The sequence below is a fragment of the Neisseria sp. HMSC065C04 genome, from assembly GCF_001815375.1.
Lineage (GTDB): Bacteria > Pseudomonadota > Gammaproteobacteria > Burkholderiales > Neisseriaceae > Neisseria > Neisseria flavescens_D.
Map to the genome: position 1 here is coordinate 93,331 of NZ_KV820381.1, position 21,286 is coordinate 114,616.

Genomic DNA, 21,286 nt, shown 5'->3' on the forward strand with positions numbered 1-21,286 from the left:
CGTTATTCTAACGCTTTTTTCGGGTAAACAAAACCAGCCGAAACAAGCTTTAACGGCAAAGACAGACAGGATTGTCAAAGCTATGGCTTGAGACGCGTATAATAGGCCGTCTAAACATTTTGCGGATGAGATGATGATTTTTCAAAACGGATGGTTTCCCGTTGGTGTCGTGATGGCGGCATGGCCTGTGTTGCTGGTGATTTTTGCTTTGTGCGCAAAGCAGGCATGGGTGTCGGTATCGCAGCATCGTTCCGCATTCTTGGTGGCCGCCGTGATGTTGCCGCTGGCTTGGAGTTTGAATGCCTCTCCTGAAAGCGGACAACTGGCCGGAATGAGCTATCATCTGCTTGCTTTAAACCTGACGGCTTTAATGCTGGGCACTTCTGCCGCGTTCTGCCTTGGCGTTTTACTGTTTTTTCCGTATTTGTGGCTTTGGGGCGATTGGCATATGTTCCCCATCAATGCCTTGTCCGTATTGCTTCCGCCTTTGTTGGTGAACTTGGGTTTTCGCCATTGGGTGTCGCGTTTGCCTGCCAATATCTTTATCTTTATTTTTCTGAATGGTTTTTGGGCTGCGGCGGTCGGTATGGTGTTTACCGGCGTAATTTTGGTCGGTTTGTTGGACTGGGCGGATGTATTTGATACGTCGGTATTGTGGAAAACCGCCTTTCCTGTTTTCTTCTTAATCGCTTGGGCGGAGGCATTTTTGAGCGGTATTTCAACAGCCATTTTTATCGCGCTTAAGCCGCAATGGATTTGTACTTTCGATGATGACAGGTATTTGAAATCCGCGCCTAAGATTTGGCAATAAGATATGAAGGCATCCTTGCTTGGTTTTCAGATGGCTTAATGACCGGATGGCCTGTTTTTTGAATTGAATTTTTAACTTGTTATGTTTGCGTATATTTTTCCCATTGTTTGCGGTGCCGCTGTTGGGGCTGTATTGCGTTGGTTGTTTGGCTTGGTGCTGGTGTCTTCTGCGCCTTTTTCTATCGGTACATTGGCGGCAAACTGGCTGGGTGCGTTGCTGATCGGCATATTGGCGGAACTCTTGACCGATCCGCAATGGCGTTTGCTTTGGATTACCGGCTTTCTCGGCAGCTTGACTACATTTTCAGGCTTTTCAGTGGAAATGATGGGTTTGATGCAGGCGCAACGTTGGGGCATGGCTTTGATGGCGACCTGTCTGCATGTTTTCGGTTCGTTTGGTTTGACGGCGCTGGGGATTAAATTGGTGCAGATTTGGAAGTAAGTTGCTATTTTTTATTTGAAATATAAACTAAAGGCCGTCTGAAAATTTGTTTTCAGACGGCCTTTGGCTTTATCAATTAGGGTTGTACATAGCTTTTTGTACGCGCTAAATCGGTAATCAACAGCGGATTGTCTTTGCGCATCATATCGATCAGCTCTTGGCAACGTTTGGTTGTTGGATCTTGCCAGAGCCAGTCAAGCTCGGGCTGGGTAAGGCCGACTATCTGCAGAAATTGAACTTCGCCGTTTGGTGTTTTGATAGCGGGCAGCTTGGGGTCTGGTGCGAAGGCTACGCCGACGATGGCGGTTTCTGTATCCATTCGTATAGGGCCGTTAGTTGAAGTAAAGTGGTAGGCTTCAAACCAGTTGCCGCTTTCAAAAACGTAACGGCCAAGGTTATTCATCATATTGACTGCCCAATAAGGCTCGTGTTTGGTGTTGTAGTCGGAATCTGGATCCTGATCGTAAGGGGGAGTGCGGAAGGTAAATTCAAATCCCCATTTACTGTAATCTGCACCGGCAAGTTCTGGATTAAAGTAAAGTTCGCTCATGCCGTAGGAAACAATATGGCGATGGAAGGTTTGCTCTTCGCAATCAAAAATGTCGCTATTGTCCAGTGGATCGGTGCCTCCCAACCAATATTTGATTATAGGGCCATAGGAGCGTGGTTTGACATCACCATAAAGTGCTTTAAGCGCAGCATCGATGGCTTCCCAGCCGACAGCCTGATCTTCTTTAAAAGTTTGGCGGTATTCTTGTTCGTTCATTGTCTGTTTCCATGTCGTTGATAATTTGGTTGTAAATTAATTGGCGTGTTTCTTTTAGAATGTGTTGTTTCTAAAAATAAAGCGATTTAAATATGACATATTATTTGCTTTTTTAATCAATGCCAATAGGCAAACAGACGGTTTCTTGACAATAGATTTTTCCGGACTCGCTTAAATGCGCCGGTTTGTAGGCGGCAAAGGTGTAGGTCAGGTTTGCGCGGAATGTGTTGGGATCGGCTTCGGCGGTGTCGCAGTTGAGGCCGGTGGGAATATCGAGGGCGACTTTCAGGCCGTCTGAATGATTGAGTTGGCGGCAGAGGGCGGCGATTTCGGTTGGAAGCGCGCCGCTGAAGCCTGTGCCGAATATGCCTTCGATAATGATATCGTAACCGTTTTTCAGACGGCCTTCCAGTTCTTGTGCGGATATCAATTCAATATGGGGCAAACCGTTGAGGCGCTCCCGATTGGTTTGAGCCAAAGGGGAGAGGTTTTCTCCGAGTGAAAACAGAATATCGATGTGCCAACCTTGCGCCTGCATATATCTTGCCATGACTAAGCCGTCGCCGCCGTTGTTGCCTTTGCCGCAAACGATCAGGGCGCGTCCGGCTTGAGGGTGACGCTGCATGAGGTCTTGGGCGGCAGAGCTACCGGCGTTTTCCATCAGTTGGTCGAAGCTTGTGCCTTTATCGACGGCTGCTTGTTCGCGTTCACGCATTTGGGCGGCGGTATAGACTTTCATGATTGGCTCTCTTTGTAGGAAGTTATTTGTCGGCGGTATTCATCAGGCGTAAGGCTTTCAGACGGCCTATTTCTTTTTGATATTCCACCAGTCCGATAAATGTGCCGTCTCGGCTGTATACGCGGATGGGCTGTTCGGCGGAAATGTCTTCGCTAAACTGGGGGCGTTGGCCGTGTTTGAGCATGGTAACGGCGTAGTCGTTTAACTCCAGTTTGGGGAAATGTTGCACCAAGACATCGCAAGGCAGCAGCAGGGCATCGCGTTCGGCTTCGTCCAATTCTGCCAAGGCTTCGAGCGTGTGGCTTTGGGCAATGGTAAAGCCGGCGGTTTCGGTACGGCGCAGGGCGGTCAGGTGGGCGAATGTGCCGATGTGTTTGGCGATGTCTTCGCTGAGGGTGCGGATGTAAGTGCCTTTGCTGCAACGTACGTCTATCACGGTTTTGGGTGCATCAAACTCAGTAATATCAATGGAGTAAATGGTGATGTCGCGCGCTTTGCGTTCGATAACGATGCCTTTGCGTGCGTATTCGTACAGCGGTTTGCCTTCGTGCTTGAGGGCGGAAAACATCGGCGGCACTTGGCGGATATCACCCGTTAAAGCTTGGCAGGCCGTCTGAAATTCGGACAATGAAATATCGGCGCGTGCGGTGGCGATGATTTCGCCTTCCGCATCGCCTGTGCTGCTGGCTTCGCCCAGTTTCAGCGTGGCGGTATAGGCTTTGTCGGCATCAATCAGATATTGGGCGAACTTGGTCGCTTCGCCGAAACAAACAGGCAAAAGCCCTGTGGCCAAAGGATCGAGTACGCCGGTATGCCCGGCTTTTTCGGCACGGAACAAACGCCGCGCTTTTTGCAGGGCGGTGTTGCTGGAAAGTCCTTCGGGTTTGTCGAGGAGAAGAACGCCGTTGACCGGGCGTTTGGTGGGTTTATTGGTCATATTAATTAGGGAATATTAATGTTCAGGCCGTCTGAAAGGGTTCAGACGGCCTGCGTGTTTTAGTCAATCAGTCTTCAACCGGTTTTTCCGCCGCTACTTGGTCGATCAGGCTGGAAATGCTCATGCCGCGTTCGAGCGATTCGTCGTATTTGAAGTGCAGTTCAGGCGTTTTGAAGAGTTTGATGCGTTTGGCCAACTCGCTGCGCAAATGGCCTTTGGCGTGTTCCAAAGCTTCTTCGGTAATGTTGCGCGTGCTGTCGTCGAGGACGGTGTAGAACACGGTTGCGTGGCTGTAATCGCGGGTAACTTCGACTTCGTTGATGGTGATGAAGCCTGCGCGCGGATCTTTCAGGCCGGTGCGGACGAGTTCGGCAAGCTCGCGCATGATTTGTTCTTTGACACGGTCTTGGCGGGCGTAGCCGCGTTGGGGTTTTCTCATGGTTTTCCTTGATGTATGGCAGGCTGTCGTTTTCAGACGGCCTGCGGTTTGGATTTTGAACAGCTGCCTATTATAACGGAGCGCGGTTTATTGTGCTTGAACCGAGAAAGGCATATCGATTTTTTGCCATTGCGCGCTTTCGTAGTCCAGCGCGTCGGCGATGAGGGGGTGTTGCTCCAGCCATTGGGCGTTGATGCGCAAGATAAAGCTGTGGTTGTTTTCATCGATGCGAAGCTGGGTTTGCGGCGGCAAATCCAGCGGCAGGCGCGAACGGCAGAAGAGGGCTGCCAGGCGCAGGGACAACACGGCACACCACATGATTTCGTTGTTGCCGATAATGTCCGCCATTTTCTTGAGGTCGCCGCGATGGCCGATAACCAGTTGCGCCAAAATGGTTTGCTCTTTGCGTGAGAAGCCCGGCATATCGGCGTTTTCGAGAATGTAGGCTGAGTGTTTGTGATAACCGGTATGGGCAATATCCAAACCGATTTCATGCAGACGGCCTGCGCGGCTGAGGTATTGGTTCCACAGGGCAAGCTCTTGAACGGTTACGTTTTTGGCGTGGCACAGGCTGTTCATGAAGGCTTGTGCGGTATCGGCAACGCGTTTGGCTTGGTTGAGGCTGACGTGGTAGCGTTTTTGGAACTCTGCCGTTGTCTGTTCGCGCATATCGACATTGAGGCTGCGGCCGATTAAGTCGTAGAACACGCCGTCGCGGAGGGCAGCCTCGGTAACGGTCATTTTGGTCAGCGAGAGTTCTTCAAAAGTGGCCATCATCACGGCCAATCCGCCCGCAAAAACTTCGACGCGTTCGGGTTTGAGGTTTTCAAATTTGGCTTTTTTAACCGAACCGGCTTCGATAATCCTATCGGCAAGATAACGCATGCCTTGGGCGGTAATGTCGGCTTCTTGCGGCAATTCGGCCGCCAAAACGTCGCGTATGGATTTTGCCGAACCGGACGTGCCGATGGCGAAATCCCAACCGGTACGCTTCATCAGTTTGCTGATGCGTTGGATTTCGATACGCGCGGCGGAAACGGCGGCTTGGAAATCTTTGGCGGTCACTTTGTTTTGGAAGAAGCGCATGCTGTAGGTTACGCATCCTAAAGGCAGGCTTTCTGTGGTCAGCGGTTGCAAATCCGAGCCGATGACAAATTCGGTCGAGCCGCCGCCAATATCGATAACCAGCATTTTGTCGCCTTTGGGCGGCAGGGTATGCACTACGCCGGTGTAAATCAGACGCGCTTCTTCGCGGCCGGCAATGACTTCGATGGGAAAACCCAGCGCCGCTTCGGCACGGGGCAGGAATTGGGCGATGTTTTTGGCGACGCGGAAAGTATTGGTGGCCACCACGCGCACGTTTTCAGGTTGAAATCCGCGCAGGCGTTCGCCGAATTTTGCCAAACATTCCAAGGCTTGTTCTTGAGAGGCTTCGCTTAGGTTTTTTTGTTCGTCCAAGCCGGCGGCAAAGCGAACCATTTGTTTGAAGGAGTCGATGACTTTCAGCTGGCCGTTGTTGTTTTCACAAATTTGCAGGCGGAAACTGTTGGAACCCAAGTCGACTGAGGCTAAAACGTTGGCGGGAGTGGTGGTCATAAAAAATACCGCTTGATTAGAAAAACCTAAATGTTACTTGAGGAGGTATCACTTGACAATAAAAGGAATACAGCTCTTTGATTCTGCTCATAGATGTATTTTATAATGCCGATTTTAAGCAAATATATCAAAGGCCGTCTGAACTTTTCAGACGGCCTAAAAAGAGAAACACATGAAATCGGAAAACCAAGATTCCTTATTTTTATCGCGCCGCCGCCTGTTGCAAGTCGGCGGAGCCATGCTTTTGACGCCTGCGGCCGCATGGGCGGGGGCGCAACGTGAAGAAACGCTGGCCGATGACGTGGCGTCCGTGATGCGCAGTTCGATTAATAGCGCCAGCCCTGCGCGGCTGGTGTTTACCGATGCAAGGGAAGGGGAGCGTTGGTTGGCGGCGATGTCTTCCCGATTGGCACGCTTTATTCCCGATGAAGGCGAGCGCCGCCGCCTGCTGATCAATATCCAATACGAAAGCAGCCGAGCCGGACTCAATACTCAAGTGATTTTGGGCTTGATTGAAGTGGAAAGTGCGTTTCGCCAATATGCCATCAGTGGCGTGGGTGCGCGCGGTTTGATGCAGGTGATGCCGTTTTGGAAAAACTATATCGGCAATCCGTCGCACAACCTTTTCGACATCCGCACCAATCTGCGCTACGGCTGCACTATTCTGCGCCATTACAACAATATCGAAAAAGGCAATATTGTCCGCGCGTTGGCAAGGTTTAACGGCAGCCTGGGCAGTAACAAATATCCAAATGCCGTGTTAGGCGCGTGGCGAAATAGATGGCAGTGGGGTTGATTCGGGATAAATGGGATAGGACAGATCTTGCGTGACGTTGTTTTTTGTTGAAACCGTTTTATACAGATAAAGCAGGTTTGCGATAAACGGCTTGCGATTTGACCCCATGCAATTCCTTTGAATCCTGTATAATCAGAAAATCTGTTAATTCACACTTTCAGACGGCCTTTCGCAAACTTAAGGCCGTCTGAAACATTATTTATGGCAAGAGATAACCGCATTCAAATGTTTCCGCACGAATGGCGTGCCAGTACCACACTCTCCGGCGTTTACGCACTGCGTATGCTGGGGATGTTTTTGGTGCTGCCTGTTTTGGCGATGTATGCCGCTTCGTTGCCCGGTGCGGAAGATAATAAAGCATTGGTCGGTATGGCAATGGGCATTTACGGGCTGACACAGGCCTTGTTGCAGCTGCCATTGGGCATCGCTTCCGACAAGTTCGGCCGTAAAAAAGTGATTTATATCGGCTTGATTGTGTTTGCCGCGGGCAGTTTCTTGGCCGCAGTTGCCGACAGCCTGCAAATGTTGGTTGTTGCGCGTGCCATTCAAGGCGCGGGTGCCGTCAGTGCGGCGGTAACGGCTTTGCTGGCGGATTTGACCCGTAGCGAAGTGCGGACGCGTGCGATGGCAATGATTGGCCTGAGCATAGGCTTGACCTTCTCCGTCAGCCTGGTGCTCGCGCCGATGATTGCCAGCTTTATCGGCGTATCCGGCCTGTTTGCGCTGACCGGTATCCTGACGGTAATCAGTATCGGCGTGGTTGCGTGGATGACGCCGGAGCCGGAAGAGTCAAAATTGCACGAAGACACGCAGGCGCAGCCTTCGCGTATGGGTGAAGTATTGAAAAACCGCCAGCTGCTCAATCTCGATTTCGGCATTTTTGCCTTGCATGCGGCGCAAATGGCATTATTTACCGCATTGCCGTTTGCCATGACGCAGTTGGGTTTGGAAAAAATCCATCACTGGCAAGTCTATCTGCCGTCAACCATTACCGGCCTGATTATTATGGTGCCGCTGATTATCGTCGGCGAAACGCGCAACAAGCTCAAGCAAGTGTTTATCCTCGGTATCGTCTGCATTGCCGCGGCACAAATCGGCTTGCTGTTTGGCATGCACTCAATATGGTTGATTACCGCTTATTTGATTGTTTATTTTATTGGTTTCAATGTATTGGAAGCCAGCCTGCCGTCTATGGTATCGAAAATCGCCCCGTCCGATTTGAAAGGCACGGCGATGGGCGTGTATAACACATTACAGTCAGTCGGCTTGTTTGTCGGCGGCGCGACCGGCGGCTTATTGTTCCAAAAATATGGGTTTTCAGGCGTTTTTACCTTTTGTAGCGTATTGATGTTGCTGTGGCTGGTATTGGCACTCATCTTACCGGCACCGAAACCCGTCAAAAACCTCAGCTATCCGCTTAACGCCGAATGGCAACAAAATCCGGATTTGCTCTACCAAAAACTGACCGAAATTGAAGGCGTCGAAAGCATCAGCTTCAGCGCAGACAAACAAACCATTTATATCAAGGCCTTGCAAAAAGGATTCGACCAAGAGGCCGCCGAAAAAATCATCATAGGAGTGTAAAATGTCATTGAATAAAGTTATCCTCATCGGCCGTCTCGGCCGCGACCCGGAAGTCCGCTATATGCCCAACGGTGAGGCCGTCTGTAACTTCAGCGTTGCCACCAGCGAAACTTGGAACGACCGCAACGGTCAACGCGTAGAACGTACCGAATGGCACAACATCACCATGTACCGCAAACTCGCCGAAATCGCCGGCCAATACCTTCGTAAAGGCAGCCAAGTGTACCTGGAAGGCCGTATCCAAAGCCGTAAATACCAAGGCAAAGACGGCATCGAACGCACCGCTTACGACATCATCGCCAATGAGATGAAAATGCTCGGCAGCCGCAACGACAACAGCGGCGGCGCACCATACGATGACGGCTACAACCAAGGCAGTCATTCAAGCCAAAGCAGTTACCAACAAGCGCCTCAACAGCAATACCAATCTGCCCCAGCTCAAGAACCTCCAGCCGCCCCAGCCCGTCGTCCTGCTCCGGCTCAACCGACCGCTCCGGTTGATGATATCGACGACGATATTCCGTTCTAATCATCCCGATTCCTGTTTATATATATTTCAAAATGTTCAAACGCTTCCCTTTATTTTTCCTCTGTGCCGCGCTGTTTTCGGGCTGCGCCACTCATCCCAAGCACACCCCCGCCGCCGTGGAAACCGCCGAAACGCTCGGTCTGCCCGCCAGCTCGCAGCCGCCGATTGCGCCGCAATGGTGGCGTGCGCTCAACGATGCCAAGCTCGACGGCCTGATTGACACCGCCCTCGCGCGTTCGCCCGATTTGGCGGCGGCACAGGCGCGCTTGCGGCAGGCGCAGGCGGGGGCGGATTTGGCGGATTCGCAGCGCGGCGTGAAGATTGGATTGGGGCTGAGCGGCGCACTGCTGCACCGCGACGGCGTAAACGAGCGCGAGAAGCCCGAACTCATCAGCGATTTGGAAAAGCGGCTGCTGGGCGACCACGGCACCAATATCACTTATGAATCGCTGCAACTGCAAGGGCAATGGTCGCCCGATGTGTTCGGCAAATACAAGCACCAGCTGGAAGCTGCGCTGGGGCAGCAACGCGCCGTGGAATACGAAATCGCGCAGACGCGGCTACTGCTGGCGCAGGGCGTGGCGACGTATTACCGCCAATGGCAGTTGCTGCTGGAAACGCGGCAGCGCGTGGCGCAGCGGGCGCAGTTGAACCGCGAGCGCGAGCAGGTGGTGCGCGAACTCATCCGTGCCGGACAGGTCGCGCCGAGCAGGCTCTATGCGGTACAGCAAGGCAATAGCCGTTTTCAGGCTGCCTTGTCGGATTTGGAAGGCAACATTGCGCAAATCCGCCACGCGCTTGCCGCCTTGACCGGGCAACCGGCGCAGGCGTTGGACAACTTCGCGCCCAACCCCGCCGCCAACACCCCCGCGCCGCCCGTGTCGCAGCTCACCGCCGACTTGCTCGGCAAACGCTCCGATTTGGCGGCGCAGCGCGAGGCACTGACCGCCCGCCGCCATTTAGTTGCCAGCGCGAAAACCGAGTTTTATCCGAACATTACGATTAAAGCGTTGGCAGGCTTGTCTAACGTGGAAATCGGCAACCTGCCGCATTCCTCGTCATGGATGGCGGGGCTGCTGCCCAGCGTGAGCCTGCCGATTTTCACCTCTGGCGCATTGCGGGCGAACCTGTCGCGCAAGGAAGCCGAGTTTGACGAGCAGGCGGCGCGTTACAACAAAAACGTTTACACCGCCCTGCGCGAGGCGGCAGATGCGCTGACGCAGTACGAAACCGCCCTGGCGGCGGTGCGCGACCAGACCGAGATGACCGCGCTCGCCCGCAAAAACGCCGCCGCCGCGCAAAGCCGCTTCCACGCGGGGCTGGACAACAAACTGGATTTTCTGGCGGCGCAAGACGAAACCCTGCAAAACGAAGCGCAACTGGCGCAGGCACAGGCGAAGCTGTTTACCGCGTGGCTGGCGTTAAATACCGCCTTTGGCGGAGGTTTTGCGGCGGACAAATAAGGCAGCCTGAAAACGAGCAACGCGAGTTTCTGCGAAGCTAAAATCCTAAATGTCTTCTGAAACAAAATTTTGCTGTCATTCCCGCGCAGGCGGGAATCTTGGTTGAGCCGCATCAAAAGGCAGCAAAAACCACTGCCGCCGAAACCCGAACAAGATTCCCGCCTGCGCGGGAATGACGAAAGTTTGAGGCAGTCTGAAACGCAAAGGCTACCTGAAAACCAGCAAGCTAGTCGGGTATCCCTACCCGACCTACCCATAAGGAAACCCCATGCCCCTGCAATCCGGCGGCTACACCTTCAAGCCGCATGAAATGCCCTTTATGCCGGGTTCGCCCGCCTCGCCCGAGCATCCGAAAAAGCGGCGGCTCGCGTATCTTGCCATCGGTTTATTACTCGCGCTGTCGTCGGGCTTCCAAAACGGGCTGCTCACCGCCTCGCTGCCGCAGCTGCGCGGCGATTTGTCGCTCGATTTGCAGCAGGGCGGCTGGATTCAGGCGGCGTATTTCATGGCTTACGCCTGCATGAGCGTCCTCTTTTTCAAAGTCCGCAAGGCGTATGGCCTGCAACGCTTCGTCCGCATCACCCTGTTCGCCCAGCTTGCCGCCAGCCTACTGCAACTGGTTTATCACCATTACGAAGTGCAACTCATCGCGTGTGTTGCCGCCGCCATCGCCGCCAGCGGCCTGCTGGTGCTGTCGATTTACTACATGATGCAGGGCTTTACCGGCACGAAAAAGCTGGCCGGGCTGGTGTTCGGGCTGGGTCTGATGCAGGTCGGCACGCCGCTGGCGCAGAGCCTCGTGCCGCTGCTGTATGGCGACGGCGACCTCAACGGCGTGTTCGCCTTTCAGGCTACCCTCGCGCTCGCCTGCACCGCCTGCCTGTTCTCCCTGCCGCTGCCGCCCGGCATCACCGTGCGCAAATCGTTCACGCTGACCGACGCGCTCAGCTTTACCCTGTTCGCCTCCGGCATCGCGCTGTTGTGCGCCTTTCTCGTGCAGGGGCGCACGGTGTGGTGGACGACGCAGTGGCTCGGCTGGCTGCTCGCGGGCGGAGTGGGGCTGACGGGGCTGGCGTTGTACATCGAATCGACGCGGCACAAGCCGATGCTGGACTGGCACTGGATGACCGTGCCGCAAATCCTCATCTTCGCCGTGATGGGCGCGATGGCGCGGCTCTTGACCTCGCAGCAGACCGTCGGCGCGGCGGGGCTGATGGGCGCGGTGGGCGTGGGCAGCGCGCAGATGAGCACGTTTTACCTGATTGTTGCGGGCGGAATGCTGGCGGGTGTGGTCGGCAGCCTGATTTTGCTGGATATCAACGACATCCGCCGCCCCGTGATGGTTGCGCTCGCCTGTTTCGCCCTCGGTGCGTGGCTGGAAATCGGCGTGGGCATGCAGACCCGCCCCGCGCAACTTTATTTCAGCCAGTTTATCGTTGCCTTTGCCTCGCTGCTGTTTATGGGGCCGATGATGCTTGAAGGCGCACTGCGCGCGCTGGCGAAAAGCCCCGACCACATGATGAGCTTCTCCGCCGTGTTCGGCCTGTCGCAAACCCTCGGCGGGCTGGCGGGTGCGGCGGCATTCAGCGCGTTTTTAACTTACCGCACCCGCGACCACCTCGCCGCCATCGCGCAAAACCTGACCCTCTCCAACCCCGCGCTCGCCGCCGACATCCAGCGCAACGCCGCCGCCCTCTCCGCCACCCTCTCCGACCCGGTGCTGCTGCAAGGCCGCGCCGTCTCGCAAATCACCGCACAGGCGGGCAAAGAAGCGTCGGTGGCGGCATACAGCGACCTGTTCGCGCTGCTGGCGGCGATGGCGGCGGTATCGACCCTCGTCGCCGTCGCCCTGTGGCTGTACCGCCGTTATTACAAGATTGATATTCTGGCGGCGGAGAAGGCGAAAGTGTTTGCGGCGTTGGGGAAATAGTGTTTCAGACGGCATTAAAGGCAGCCTGAAAACCACCGCACCAACCCATTAACCGAATCAACCCCCAAATCAACGGAAAGCAAAAAATGTCCCAACCCGACACCCCCGAACAACCCGACACCGAATCCCAAAAAACCGCCGTGCCGCAGCCCGAGATGCAGCCTGAAACGTCGTCTGAAACCCCGCCCGAGCCGTCAGAACCCGCCCAATGGCAGCCTGAAAAACACCGTTTCGGCAGCATCGGCATACTCGCCGCCAGCGCAATCGGCGTGGTGCTTGCCCTGTATGCCTTCCGCCTGCCGCCCTTCGGCATAGGCGAGGTTTACACCAACAACGCCTATGTGCGCGGCAGCGTAACCGCCGTCAGCCCGCGCGTGGGCGGCTATGTGCAGAAAGTGCTGGTGCGCGATTTTGACAACGTAAAAGCAGGGCAGCCGCTGGTGGAAATCGACCCCGCGCCCTACCGCGCCAAAGTCGCCCAAGCCGAAGCTGGGCTGGCGGGGCAGCAGGCGGCGTTGAACAAAACCGCGCAGGACAAAGCCTCCGCCCTCGCCGTCTCCAAAGCCAACCAAGCCGCGATTGACAACGCCCGCGCCCAGCTTGACCGCGCCCGCCGCGAATGGCAGCGCATACAGGCGGTGAGTGCCGATGCCGTGTCGCAAAGCAGCCGCGATGCCGCGCAAACCGCCGTTAAACAAGCCGAAGCGGGCCTGAAACAGGCGCAGGAGCAATACGCCGTGGCGCAGCAGAACATCATCAACACGGGCGTAGGGCGCGAGGGCGCACAGGCGGGCATCGCCAACGCGCAAGCCCTGCTGGACTTGGCAAAACAGGATTTGGGGCATACTGTGATTTACGCGCCCGCCACCGCTTCCGAATTCAGCCTGATTAAAGCCGACAGCGGCACGGGCAACTTCGTCAAAATCGCCCAACGCATCGCCGTAAAAATCGTATTTGACGCAGGGCAACAGGATTTGGAACGCCTCGCGCCGGGGATGTCGGCGGAAGTGAACATTGCTACGAAGTAAGGTAAAAGGTCGTCTGAAAAGTTTTCAGACGGCCTTTCAGACTGCTTTTTTATTGAAGTAAAGCAAATCGGGCATTATCCGTGCATCAATTGTCCAACCCACTCAACAAAAAGCAGCCTCAAACTCCATTCCCCCATTTTCAGGCTGCCTTGTAAAATTCTATAATTACGCCTTTATGCCAAACCATTTATCTGCGAAAGTCCCACACCCAATTTGACGTTGCCGTCATCGGCGCAGGCCCGTCAGGCTCGGTTGCCTCCGCCCTGCTTAACAAACAGGGCTTCAAAGTATGCGCGCTGGAAAAACAGCATTTTCCGCGCTTTATGATTGGCGAGAGCCTGCTGCCGCACTGCATGGAAATGCTGGAAGAAGCCGGTTTTGCCGATGCCGTGCGCGCCGAGAAAGGCTTTCAGTTTAAAAACGGCGCAGCGTTCGCATGGCGCATTTCACGCGCATCACCGACAACATCGCCGCCGAAGCCGATTTTGACCGCAACAAAATCCTGATTACCACCCACCCGCAGCACCGCGACGTATGGTTTTGGACAATCCCTTTCGGCGACAACACCTGCTCGCTCGGCGTGGTCGGCACACCCGACAAACTGGCGGGCGATTCCGAAGCCGTGTTGAAACAAATAGTGGCAGAATACCCCAATCTGGTTGAATTTTTTAAACATTCCGAATGGGAAAACGGCTTCCCCTACCGCAGCATCCAAGGCTATTCCGCCAATGTTAAAGCCCTGCACGGCAAACATTTCGCGCTGTTAGGCAACGCCGCCGAGTTTATTGACCCCGTGTTCTCATCGGGCGTAACCATCGCGCTGCATTCCGCCAAACTCGCCGCTGACCTGCTTGCCCGCCAGCTCAAAGGCGAAGCGGTAGACTGGCAGCGCGAGTTTGCCGAGCCGCTGATGGTGGGCGTAAACGCTTTTCGCACCTATGTGGACGGCTGGTACGACAACCGTTTCCAAAACGTGGTGTACGCACCCAACCGCGCGCCCGAAATCAGCCGCATGATTTCCGCCATTCTCGCGGGCTATGCGTGGGATACGGCAAACCCGTTTGTAGAAAAATCGGAACAGCGGCTGAACACGCTGGCGGAACTGGTGGGGGATTTGGCGTTTGAATAGGTGTTGATGTCGTCTGAAAACAGTTGCAGGTCGGGCATTGATGCCCGACAAACACCGACCTGTTTATCTTAAAATGAGACCTTTGCAAAATTCCCCAAAATCCCCTAAATTCCCACCAAGACATTTAGGGGATTTTGGGGAATTTTGCAAAGGTCTCAAAAGGAGAAGAAACATTACAAACAGCTGTTCCGTTAATTGAGCAAATTGATGAGTTATTTTTCGGAAAGTTGGATAACAACGAAGAACAATTTAAGCATTTTCTTGTTAGATTAAACAAAGAATAAGAATATTATTTATGGAATTGTCAATTTTGATAGCTCCATACTACATTTGAAACTCAAAAATAGAGCATAGCTATAGAACAGAAATTTATTCAAGAGAATTATTTACACCAAAATATAGAAGTCCTCTGTTTTATTTTCAAAAAGTAAAACAGAGAACATAAATGGTTGGCTCTTGAAAGCAATGTGTAAAAATTTTACGTTAATATTGTAAAATATAATGATATAATTACTCTGTTATCGGGGTTATTCTACGTATTTTTAAGAAAGTCATCAATATTTGATTGCAATAAGTTGAAATAATTAGAGTTTTATTTTTTCATTCTTTCCTTATATAGAAACAACCGTTCTAATGACTAAATAATAAAAGGCCGTCTGAAAAATAGACTTCAGACGGTCTTTAACATTATCTAAAGAAAATCCTACATTTGTACCGAGCCGTTGACGGTCAGGCTGATTTCTTCTGAACCGGGAGAGGCCGGTACGCCATCTTCTATTCCTGCAGCCACTTCTGCAGCAGGGATTGCACGCAGCATTTTGGCGTGTGCAAAGTCGCCGCCGACTTGGCGGTTGCCGATGTGGCCCAGGTTGAGTTTGACGATTTTGTAGCTGGAGAAGCCGAGTGTTTGGGCGAGATTTTGGGCGCGGTCTTTAAAGCGCAGGATGACGGCTTTGCTCAGTTGGTCGACGGTTTCTTCGCGTTTTTCTTTGGATACGGAAAATGAGGAGTTTTCCAAAACGGCGATATTGATGCTGTCGGCAATCAGGCGGTTGAGTGCTTCAAAGTCTTTACTTTCTACTTTGAAGTAAGCGTGTTCTTCCCAGCCGGTTTGAGTGCGTTTGCCGTTGGTGTATTGATAGCGCGGGGAAGCGTTGCGTTCCATCAACTCGGCTTTAAATTTGCTGTTTTGGGAGATTTTGTTGAACTGGTTGAATTTCTTCATGAAGGCTTGGTTGACGGCTTGACGGTCTTTGCCTTCTGCGTTGACGCTGAAATATGCGGTCATGGTGTCCCGCGGTACTTCAATATTCGCGGATTCGGAAAATTCAACAATGTTGTAGTTGAGGCTTTCTGCTGCAACGGGCAGGGAGGCGGCTAGCAGTAGGGCGGTAAGGGCTGGGCGGAGCATTTTGTTTTCCTTGTAATGTGGATTTCAAAAAAGTAATTTAGCATGAAATGTGGAATGTTGGCTTTGGCAAGCGTAAGGATTTGTATGGGTTGTGGCCGTCTGAAAAGAAGTTACTTTGTATCCATCAAGCCGACTTCATGGGGATTGAGGCGGGCTTTTTCTTCTTGGCCTAGGCCGACCAATTTCCGCAAGCGGGTCATGTAGGCGTTGACATCAAGACCCCGTCCGTAGCGTTGTGCTTCCCAGATGGTTTCTGCCAAGGCTTCCATCATATCGTGTTCGGCTTTGACCCAGTCGCCGTTGTAACGGGCGCAAAGTTGTTGGTGGATGGCACGGATGCCCGGGGGCTGGTCGATGGCGCTTTGTTCTTGTAGGGAAAGGTGTAGCGACATGTGCAGGAATGGGTTGCTTTCGCCGTTTTCGGGCAACCATTCTTTATCTAAATATTGTTCGATGTCTTCAAGATAGTGTCCGTATTCGGGATGGGCTTCGATAATGCGCAAAGCTTTTTGTTGCAGGCCGTCCAATTGGAGCGGTGCGAGCCTGTGTTGCCAGACGTGGGCAAAGAATCGGCGGACATCGTGGGTGTTTACGTCATACATGATGAGTGTGATTTGATTTTGGGATATGTGATTATATAGCGATTGCGATGAAAAAGGCCGTCTGAAAAATATGTTTTCAGACGGCCTTTGTTTTGCAGGGTTTAGCGGCGGTCGATGATTCGGTAATACACTTCGCCGTCTTGGACATAGCCCAATTCGACGCGGGCAATTTCGGCGATGGCCTCTTGTCCGTGTGCCAAGTCTTCAACTTCCGCATTGAGGAAATTGTTGCGCAAAGTGAGCGTTTGGTTTTTTTCCTCCTGACGGACGAGCTGCTCCTGCAATTCTTCCGTATGCCCGACGCTGCCTTTACCAAACCAAAGGCTGTACTGACAGCACAAAAGTGCGAAGGTTAAAACAAAAGTCACCCACTTCATACAATCAATATCCTATATTCTGCTTATTTGCCCAATTGGTAGAATGCGGCTTTGCCAGGGTAGTAAGCGGCTTCGGCCAATTCTTCTTCGATGCGCAACAATTGGTTATATTTCGCCATGCGGTCAGAACGGGACAGGGAGCCGGTTTTGATTTGCATACAGTTGGTAGCAACTGCCAAGTCGGCAATGGTGCTGTCTTCGGTTTCACCGGAACGGTGGCTCATTACGCTGGTGTAGCGGTTGCGTTTGGCCAAGTCAACGGCTTTCAGGGTTTCGCTCAATGTACCGATTTGGTTGACTTTGACCAGCAATGCGTTTGCCACGCCTTTTTCGATGCCTTCAGCCAAGATTTTTGGATTGGTTACGAACAAGTCGTCGCCGACCAATTGAACTTTGCCGCCCAATTTTTCGGTCAGCAGTTTCCAGCCTTCCCAGTCGTTTTCGTCCATACCGTCTTCGATGGAAACAATTGGGAATTCGTTAACCAGGCCTTCCAAGTATTCGGCAAATTCTGCGCTGGTGTAAGAGCGGCCTTCGGCTTCCAAGTGGTATTTGCCGTCTTTGTAGAACTCGCTGGATGCGCAGTCCAGGGCGAACAATACGTCTTCGCCTGCTTTGTAGCCTGCGGCTTCGGTTGCTTCTACGATCAGTTGCAGGGCTTCTTTGTGGCTGTTCAGGTTAGGTGCGAAACCGCCTTCGTCGCCCACGGTAGTTGGGAAGCCTTTGGCATCACACAGTTTTTTCAGTGCGTGGAAAATTTCGGCGCCGCAACGCAGAGCTTCGCGGAAAGATTTTGCGCCGACAGGCATGATCATGAATTCTTGGATGTTCAGGCTGTTGTTGGCATGTTCGCCGCCGTTGATTACGTTCATCATCGGAACAGGCAGAGCCATTGGGCCTGCGCCGCCCAAGTAACGGTACAGCGGCAGGCCTGAATCTTCAGCGGCTGCGCGTGCTACGGCCATGGAAACGGCCAAAGTGGCGTTGGCACCTAAGTTGCCTTTGTTTTCAGTACCGTCCAATTCGATCATGATTTGGTCGATATAAGATTGTTCGTTGGCATCGATACCGATGAGGGCTTGCGCGATTTGGTTATTGACGTGGTCAACGGCTTTCAATACGCCTTTGCCCAAGTAACGGGATTTGTCGCCGTCACGCAGTTCCAAAGCTTCTTTTTGGCCGGTTGATGCGCCGCTTGGTACGGCTGCGCGTCCCATGACGCCGGATTCCAACAATACGTCACACTCTACAGTAGGGTTGCCGCGGGAGTCCAAAATTTCGCGTGCAAAAATATCAACGATTGCGCTCATGAATATCTCCAAATAGGATGGTAAAAGAAAAGTAGCTTTGTTACGTTTCAGACGGCCTTAAGGATGATTGCCAAAGTCTGATGAATGCAGACATTATACCGTCTTTGCCAGGTATGGCATCGGAGTCGGTATGAAACCGACTGTAAGTTTGTTTCACGTCAATATCGCTCAAACAAACATAAGCCGTATAGTGTAACATTTTTTACCCTTTTTAGGGTGAAAAGCTGATTAAATAAGGCATAAGGCCGTCTGAAAAACGGATTAGCCTTCGCCCAAAATCATCGAGCCTACGCCGTCATCGGTCAGTACTTCCAAGAGCAGGGCGTTGGGAACGCGGCCGTCTATGATATGCGTAGCTTTGACCCCGCTTTTGGCGGCCTCGACGGCGGAGGCAATTTTAGGCAGCATTCCGCCGTACAGCGTACCGTCTTCAATCAGTTCGTCAATGCGGCTTGGCGTGAGGGTGGTCAATAATTTGCCTTCTTTATCCAGTACGCCGGGGATATTGGTCATCATCAGCAGTTTTTCGGCTTGAAGTTTTTCCGCCAGTTTGCCGGCAACCAAGTCGGCATTGATGTTGAACGCTTCGCCGTTTTGGCCTACGCCGATGGGTGCAATGACAGGAATGCAGCCGCGCTCAACCAAGCCTTCCACCAAACGGGTATCGATGTCGGCCACTGTGCCGACTTGGCCGATGTTCACGCCTTTTTGTTCAGGCGTGTCGATCAGGAGTTTTTCCGCTTTGATGAAGTGGTTGTCCCGGCCGGTAATGCCGACGGCGCGACCGCCGAAGGTAGTAATCATGGAAACGATTTCTTTATTGACGTGTCCGCCCAAAACCATTTCTACAATGTCCATGGTTTCGCTGTCGGTCACGCGCATGCCTTGAACAAATTCTCCTTTTTTGCCGACTTTTTCCAACATTTCATTAATTTGCGGGCCGCCGCCGTGAACGATGACGGGATGCAGGCCGATTAGTTTGAGCAGGACGACATCGCGTGCGAAACCCTCTTTTAAGGCAGGTTCGGTCATGGCATTGCCGCCGTATTTGATGACGATGATGGAGCCGGAAAAACGGCGGATATAAGGTAAAGATTCAGCAAGGACGCGCGCCTTGATGGAAGGGGAGACAGATTGTTGCTGGGTCATGGTTTCAACCTTGTTTCATGATTTCTGCCTTTATCTTAATCCCAAAGGCCGTCTGAAACAATATTTCCAAGCGCTTGAAATCCTGTTAAATTAGTTAAATGGTTGAAACCAGCCTCATGCAAACGGTAAAATGACGGTTTGCTTCGGCCTCTTCGCCGATTACTAAGGATACCCATGATGAAAATCAGCACCCAATTCGATGCCGGTTCGGTCGTTGTCAAAGACTTGAGCAACCCTGCCGATATCCGCCTCGCCCTGCGTCCCGACAATGCTTCGGAGTTTGCCCAATGGTTTTACTTCCGTTTGCAGGGTGCGGCCTATCAAAACTGCGTGATGCATTTTGAAAATGCGGCGGACGCTGCGTATCCTTTGGGCTGGGAGGACTACCAGGCTTGCGCTTCTTATGATCGCCAAAATTGGTTCCGCGTGCCGACCAGCTACGAAAACAGTGTATTGACCATCAACCATACGCCTTTGTCCAACAGCGTTTACTACGCCTATTTCGAGCCTTATTCCAACGAGCAGCATTTGAACCTTTTGGGCGATGCTCAGGGCAGCGGCTTGTGCCGTATCGATGATTTGGGCAGCACCGTTCAAGGCCGCGATATCAATCTTCTGACCATCGGCAACCAAGTCGAAAGCGACATGAAAGTCTGGATTATCGCCCGTCAACATCCAGGCGAAACCATGGCGGAATGGTTTGTTGAAGGTTTGCTGGGCCGTCTGCTTGATCCGCAAGATCCGACCGCGCGTATGCTGCTCGACCGCGCGACTTTTTACATTGTGCCGAATATGAATCCGGACGGTTCGGTTTTGGGTAATCTGCGCACCAATGCCGCCGGCGCCAACCTCAACCGCGAATGGGAAACCCCGACTTTGGAACGAAGCCCCGAAGTCTTTGCCGTCCGCAAAAAAATGATGGAAACCGGCGTGGATTTGTTCTTGGATATTCACGGCGATGAAGGCCTGCCGTTTGTCTTTGTGGCCGGTACCGAAGGCGTGCCTAACTACAACGAGCGCATCGAAGCCTTGGAAGACCAATTCAAACTCGCGCTGCTCAATGCCAGCCCAGATTTCCAAGACGATTACGGCTATGATAAAGATGCGCCGGGTCAGGCAAACATGACTTTGGCGACCAACTGGGTCGGCAATCATTTCAACTGCCTTGCCTATACTTTGGAAATGCCGTTTAAAGACAATGCCAATCTGCCGGACGACGATTTCGGCTGGAACGGCCAACGCTCGCTGCGCTTGGGCGAGGCTATGTTGTCTGCTATTTTAAATGTGGTTGACGATTTGCGTTAAACCATCCGACACCGCATACAGGCCGTCTGAAAGTTCAGGCTTTCAGACGGCCTTTGAGATAAGGAACACACATTATGATGATACATCCCCAGTTTGATCCGGTGCTGATCAGCATCGGCCCGCTTGCCATCCGCTGGTATGCCTTGAGCTATATCGTCGGCTTTATCCTGTTTACGATTTTGGGCCGTCGCCGTATCGCGCAGGGCAATTCTGTGTTTACCAAAGAAACACTCGACGATTTCCTGACTTGGGGTATCTTGGGCGTCATCTTGGGCGGCCGTATCGGCTACGTTTTGTTTTATAAATTTTCCGACTATCTTGCCAACCCGTTGGATATTTTCAAAGTTTGGGAAGGCGGTATGTCGTTTCACGGCGGCTTCTTGGGCGTGGTCGTTGCCATGTGGTTGTTTGGCCGCAAGCACAACATCAGTATCTTGAAATTGATGGATACCGTTGCGCCGCTCGTACCGCTAGGCTTGGCTTCCGGCCGTATCGGCAACTTTATCAACGGCGAACTTTGGGGACGCGTGACCGAACTCAATGCTTTCTGGGCGATGGGTTTCCCCCAAGCGCGTTACGAAGATGCGGAAGCTGCGGCGCACAATCCTTTGTGGGCCGAATGGCTGCAACAATACGGTATGCTGCCGCGCCATCCGTCTCAGCTTTACCAGTTTGCCCTTGAGGGCATTTGCCTGTTTGTCATCGTTTGGATTTTCTCGAAAAAACCGCGTCCGGCCGGTCAAACGGCGGCATTGTTCTTGGGCGGTTACGGTTTGTTCCGCTTTATTGCCGAATTTGCCCGTCAGCCTGACGACTATCTCGGCCTGTTGACTTTGGGTTTGTCCATGGGTCAATGGTTGAGCGTGCCGATGATTGTATTGGGTGTGATTGGTTTTGTTTGGTTTGGCCGTAAAAACAGTGTTCCAAAGCGTAAATAAAACAAG

The 21,286-nt window shown here is 52.7% G+C and carries 20 protein-coding genes and 1 pseudogene; 11 read left to right on the forward strand and 10 right to left on the reverse strand.

Annotated elements, in window-relative coordinates; genetic code table 11:
- Positions 1–133: 133 nt before the first annotated feature.
- Positions 134–811, forward strand: a complete 678-nt coding sequence (locus HMPREF3022_RS00530; RefSeq protein ID WP_049332692.1) for an energy-coupling factor ABC transporter permease — start codon at positions 134–136, stop codon at positions 809–811.
- An 81-nt stretch (positions 812–892) separates the two neighbouring features.
- Entirely contained in the window at positions 893–1,252 is a 360-nt protein-coding gene (locus HMPREF3022_RS00535; RefSeq protein ID WP_049332694.1) for a CrcB family protein, read from the forward strand.
- A gap of 76 nt (positions 1,253–1,328) precedes the next feature.
- Here the strand turns inward: HMPREF3022_RS00535 and HMPREF3022_RS00540 are convergent, their stop codons facing one another.
- The 5 genes from HMPREF3022_RS00540 to ppx form a co-directional block, all read right to left on the reverse strand.
- Positions 1,329–2,018, reverse strand: a complete 690-nt coding sequence (locus HMPREF3022_RS00540) for a suppressor of fused domain protein (RefSeq protein ID WP_049332696.1) — start codon at positions 2,016–2,018, stop codon at positions 1,329–1,331.
- 112 nt (positions 2,019–2,130) lie between these two features.
- The gene (locus HMPREF3022_RS00545) at positions 2,131–2,757 is read right to left on the reverse strand and encodes an NAD(P)H-hydrate epimerase (RefSeq protein ID WP_049332698.1); all 627 of its coding nucleotides are present in this window, start codon (positions 2,755–2,757) and stop codon (positions 2,131–2,133) included.
- A gap of 22 nt (positions 2,758–2,779) precedes the next feature.
- Complete coding sequence (gene truB, locus HMPREF3022_RS00550) at positions 2,780–3,694, reverse strand: tRNA pseudouridine(55) synthase TruB (RefSeq protein WP_049332699.1); 915 nt, start codon at positions 3,692–3,694, stop codon at positions 2,780–2,782.
- A gap of 67 nt (positions 3,695–3,761) precedes the next feature.
- A complete protein-coding gene (gene rbfA, locus HMPREF3022_RS00555; RefSeq protein WP_049332701.1) occupies positions 3,762–4,133 on the reverse strand; it encodes a 30S ribosome-binding factor RbfA in 372 nt (123 codons plus the stop codon).
- Between the two features lie 87 nt (positions 4,134–4,220).
- Entirely contained in the window at positions 4,221–5,729 is a 1,509-nt protein-coding gene (ppx, locus tag HMPREF3022_RS00560) for an exopolyphosphatase (protein ID WP_070764957.1), read from the reverse strand.
- A 172-nt stretch (positions 5,730–5,901) separates the two neighbouring features.
- Here ppx and HMPREF3022_RS00565 point away from each other — a divergent pair, with 172 nt between their 5' ends.
- From HMPREF3022_RS00565 to HMPREF3022_RS00595, 7 genes and pseudogenes are all read left to right on the forward strand, one after another.
- A complete protein-coding gene (locus tag HMPREF3022_RS00565) occupies positions 5,902–6,525 on the forward strand; it encodes a lytic transglycosylase domain-containing protein (protein ID WP_003746174.1) in 624 nt (207 codons plus the stop codon).
- A gap of 201 nt (positions 6,526–6,726) precedes the next feature.
- On the forward strand, positions 6,727–8,109 hold the full coding sequence (locus tag HMPREF3022_RS00570; RefSeq protein ID WP_070764958.1) for an MFS transporter: 1,383 nt from the start codon (positions 6,727–6,729) through the stop codon (positions 8,107–8,109).
- 1 nt (position 8,110) lies between these two features.
- Positions 8,111–8,638: a single-stranded DNA-binding protein gene (locus tag HMPREF3022_RS00575; RefSeq protein WP_070764959.1), complete on the forward strand. Its 528-nt coding sequence runs from the start codon at positions 8,111–8,113 to the stop codon at positions 8,636–8,638.
- A 32-nt stretch (positions 8,639–8,670) separates the two neighbouring features.
- Positions 8,671–10,101 (forward strand): efflux transporter outer membrane subunit, encoded by a 1,431-nt coding sequence (locus HMPREF3022_RS00580; protein WP_070764960.1) that lies wholly within the window; start codon positions 8,671–8,673, stop codon positions 10,099–10,101.
- Between the two features lie 268 nt (positions 10,102–10,369).
- Positions 10,370–12,031 carry an MFS transporter gene (locus HMPREF3022_RS00585; protein WP_070764961.1) on the forward strand — a complete coding sequence of 554 codons (1,662 nt, stop codon included), beginning with the start codon at positions 10,370–10,372 and terminating at the stop codon, positions 12,029–12,031.
- An 86-nt stretch (positions 12,032–12,117) separates the two neighbouring features.
- On the forward strand, positions 12,118–13,059 hold the full coding sequence (locus HMPREF3022_RS00590; protein WP_070764962.1) for an HlyD family secretion protein: 942 nt from the start codon (positions 12,118–12,120) through the stop codon (positions 13,057–13,059).
- Positions 13,060–13,250: 191 nt separating this feature from the next.
- Positions 13,251–14,188 (forward strand): annotated as a pseudogene (locus HMPREF3022_RS00595) (tryptophan 7-halogenase).
- 703 nt (positions 14,189–14,891) lie between these two features.
- Here the strand turns inward: HMPREF3022_RS00595 and HMPREF3022_RS00600 are convergent.
- From HMPREF3022_RS00600 to argB, 5 genes are all read right to left on the reverse strand, one after another.
- On the reverse strand, positions 14,892–15,599 hold the full coding sequence (locus HMPREF3022_RS00600) for an SIMPL domain-containing protein (protein ID WP_070764963.1): 708 nt from the start codon (positions 15,597–15,599) through the stop codon (positions 14,892–14,894).
- 110 nt (positions 15,600–15,709) lie between these two features.
- Positions 15,710–16,201, reverse strand: coding sequence for a DUF1841 family protein (locus HMPREF3022_RS00605; protein WP_070764964.1), 492 nt, complete (start codon positions 16,199–16,201; stop codon positions 15,710–15,712).
- Positions 16,202–16,302: 101 nt separating this feature from the next.
- Positions 16,303–16,578 (reverse strand): cell division protein FtsB, encoded by a 276-nt coding sequence (gene ftsB, locus HMPREF3022_RS00610; RefSeq protein ID WP_003679613.1) that lies wholly within the window; start codon positions 16,576–16,578, stop codon positions 16,303–16,305.
- Between the two features lie 23 nt (positions 16,579–16,601).
- Complete coding sequence (gene eno / locus HMPREF3022_RS00615) at positions 16,602–17,888, reverse strand: phosphopyruvate hydratase (RefSeq protein WP_004520772.1); 1,287 nt, start codon at positions 17,886–17,888, stop codon at positions 16,602–16,604.
- A gap of 261 nt (positions 17,889–18,149) precedes the next feature.
- Positions 18,150–19,037: an acetylglutamate kinase gene (gene argB / locus HMPREF3022_RS00620; protein ID WP_004520770.1), complete on the reverse strand. Its 888-nt coding sequence runs from the start codon at positions 19,035–19,037 to the stop codon at positions 18,150–18,152.
- Positions 19,038–19,211: 174 nt separating this feature from the next.
- Here argB and HMPREF3022_RS00625 point away from each other — a divergent pair, with 174 nt between their 5' ends.
- Complete coding sequence (locus tag HMPREF3022_RS00625) at positions 19,212–20,342, forward strand: M14 family metallopeptidase (RefSeq protein WP_070764965.1); 1,131 nt, start codon at positions 19,212–19,214, stop codon at positions 20,340–20,342.
- Positions 20,343–20,416: 74 nt separating this feature from the next.
- Positions 20,417–21,280, forward strand: a complete 864-nt coding sequence (gene lgt / locus HMPREF3022_RS00630) for a prolipoprotein diacylglyceryl transferase (RefSeq protein ID WP_070764966.1) — start codon at positions 20,417–20,419, stop codon at positions 21,278–21,280.
- The last annotated feature ends 6 nt before the right edge of the window (positions 21,281–21,286 follow it).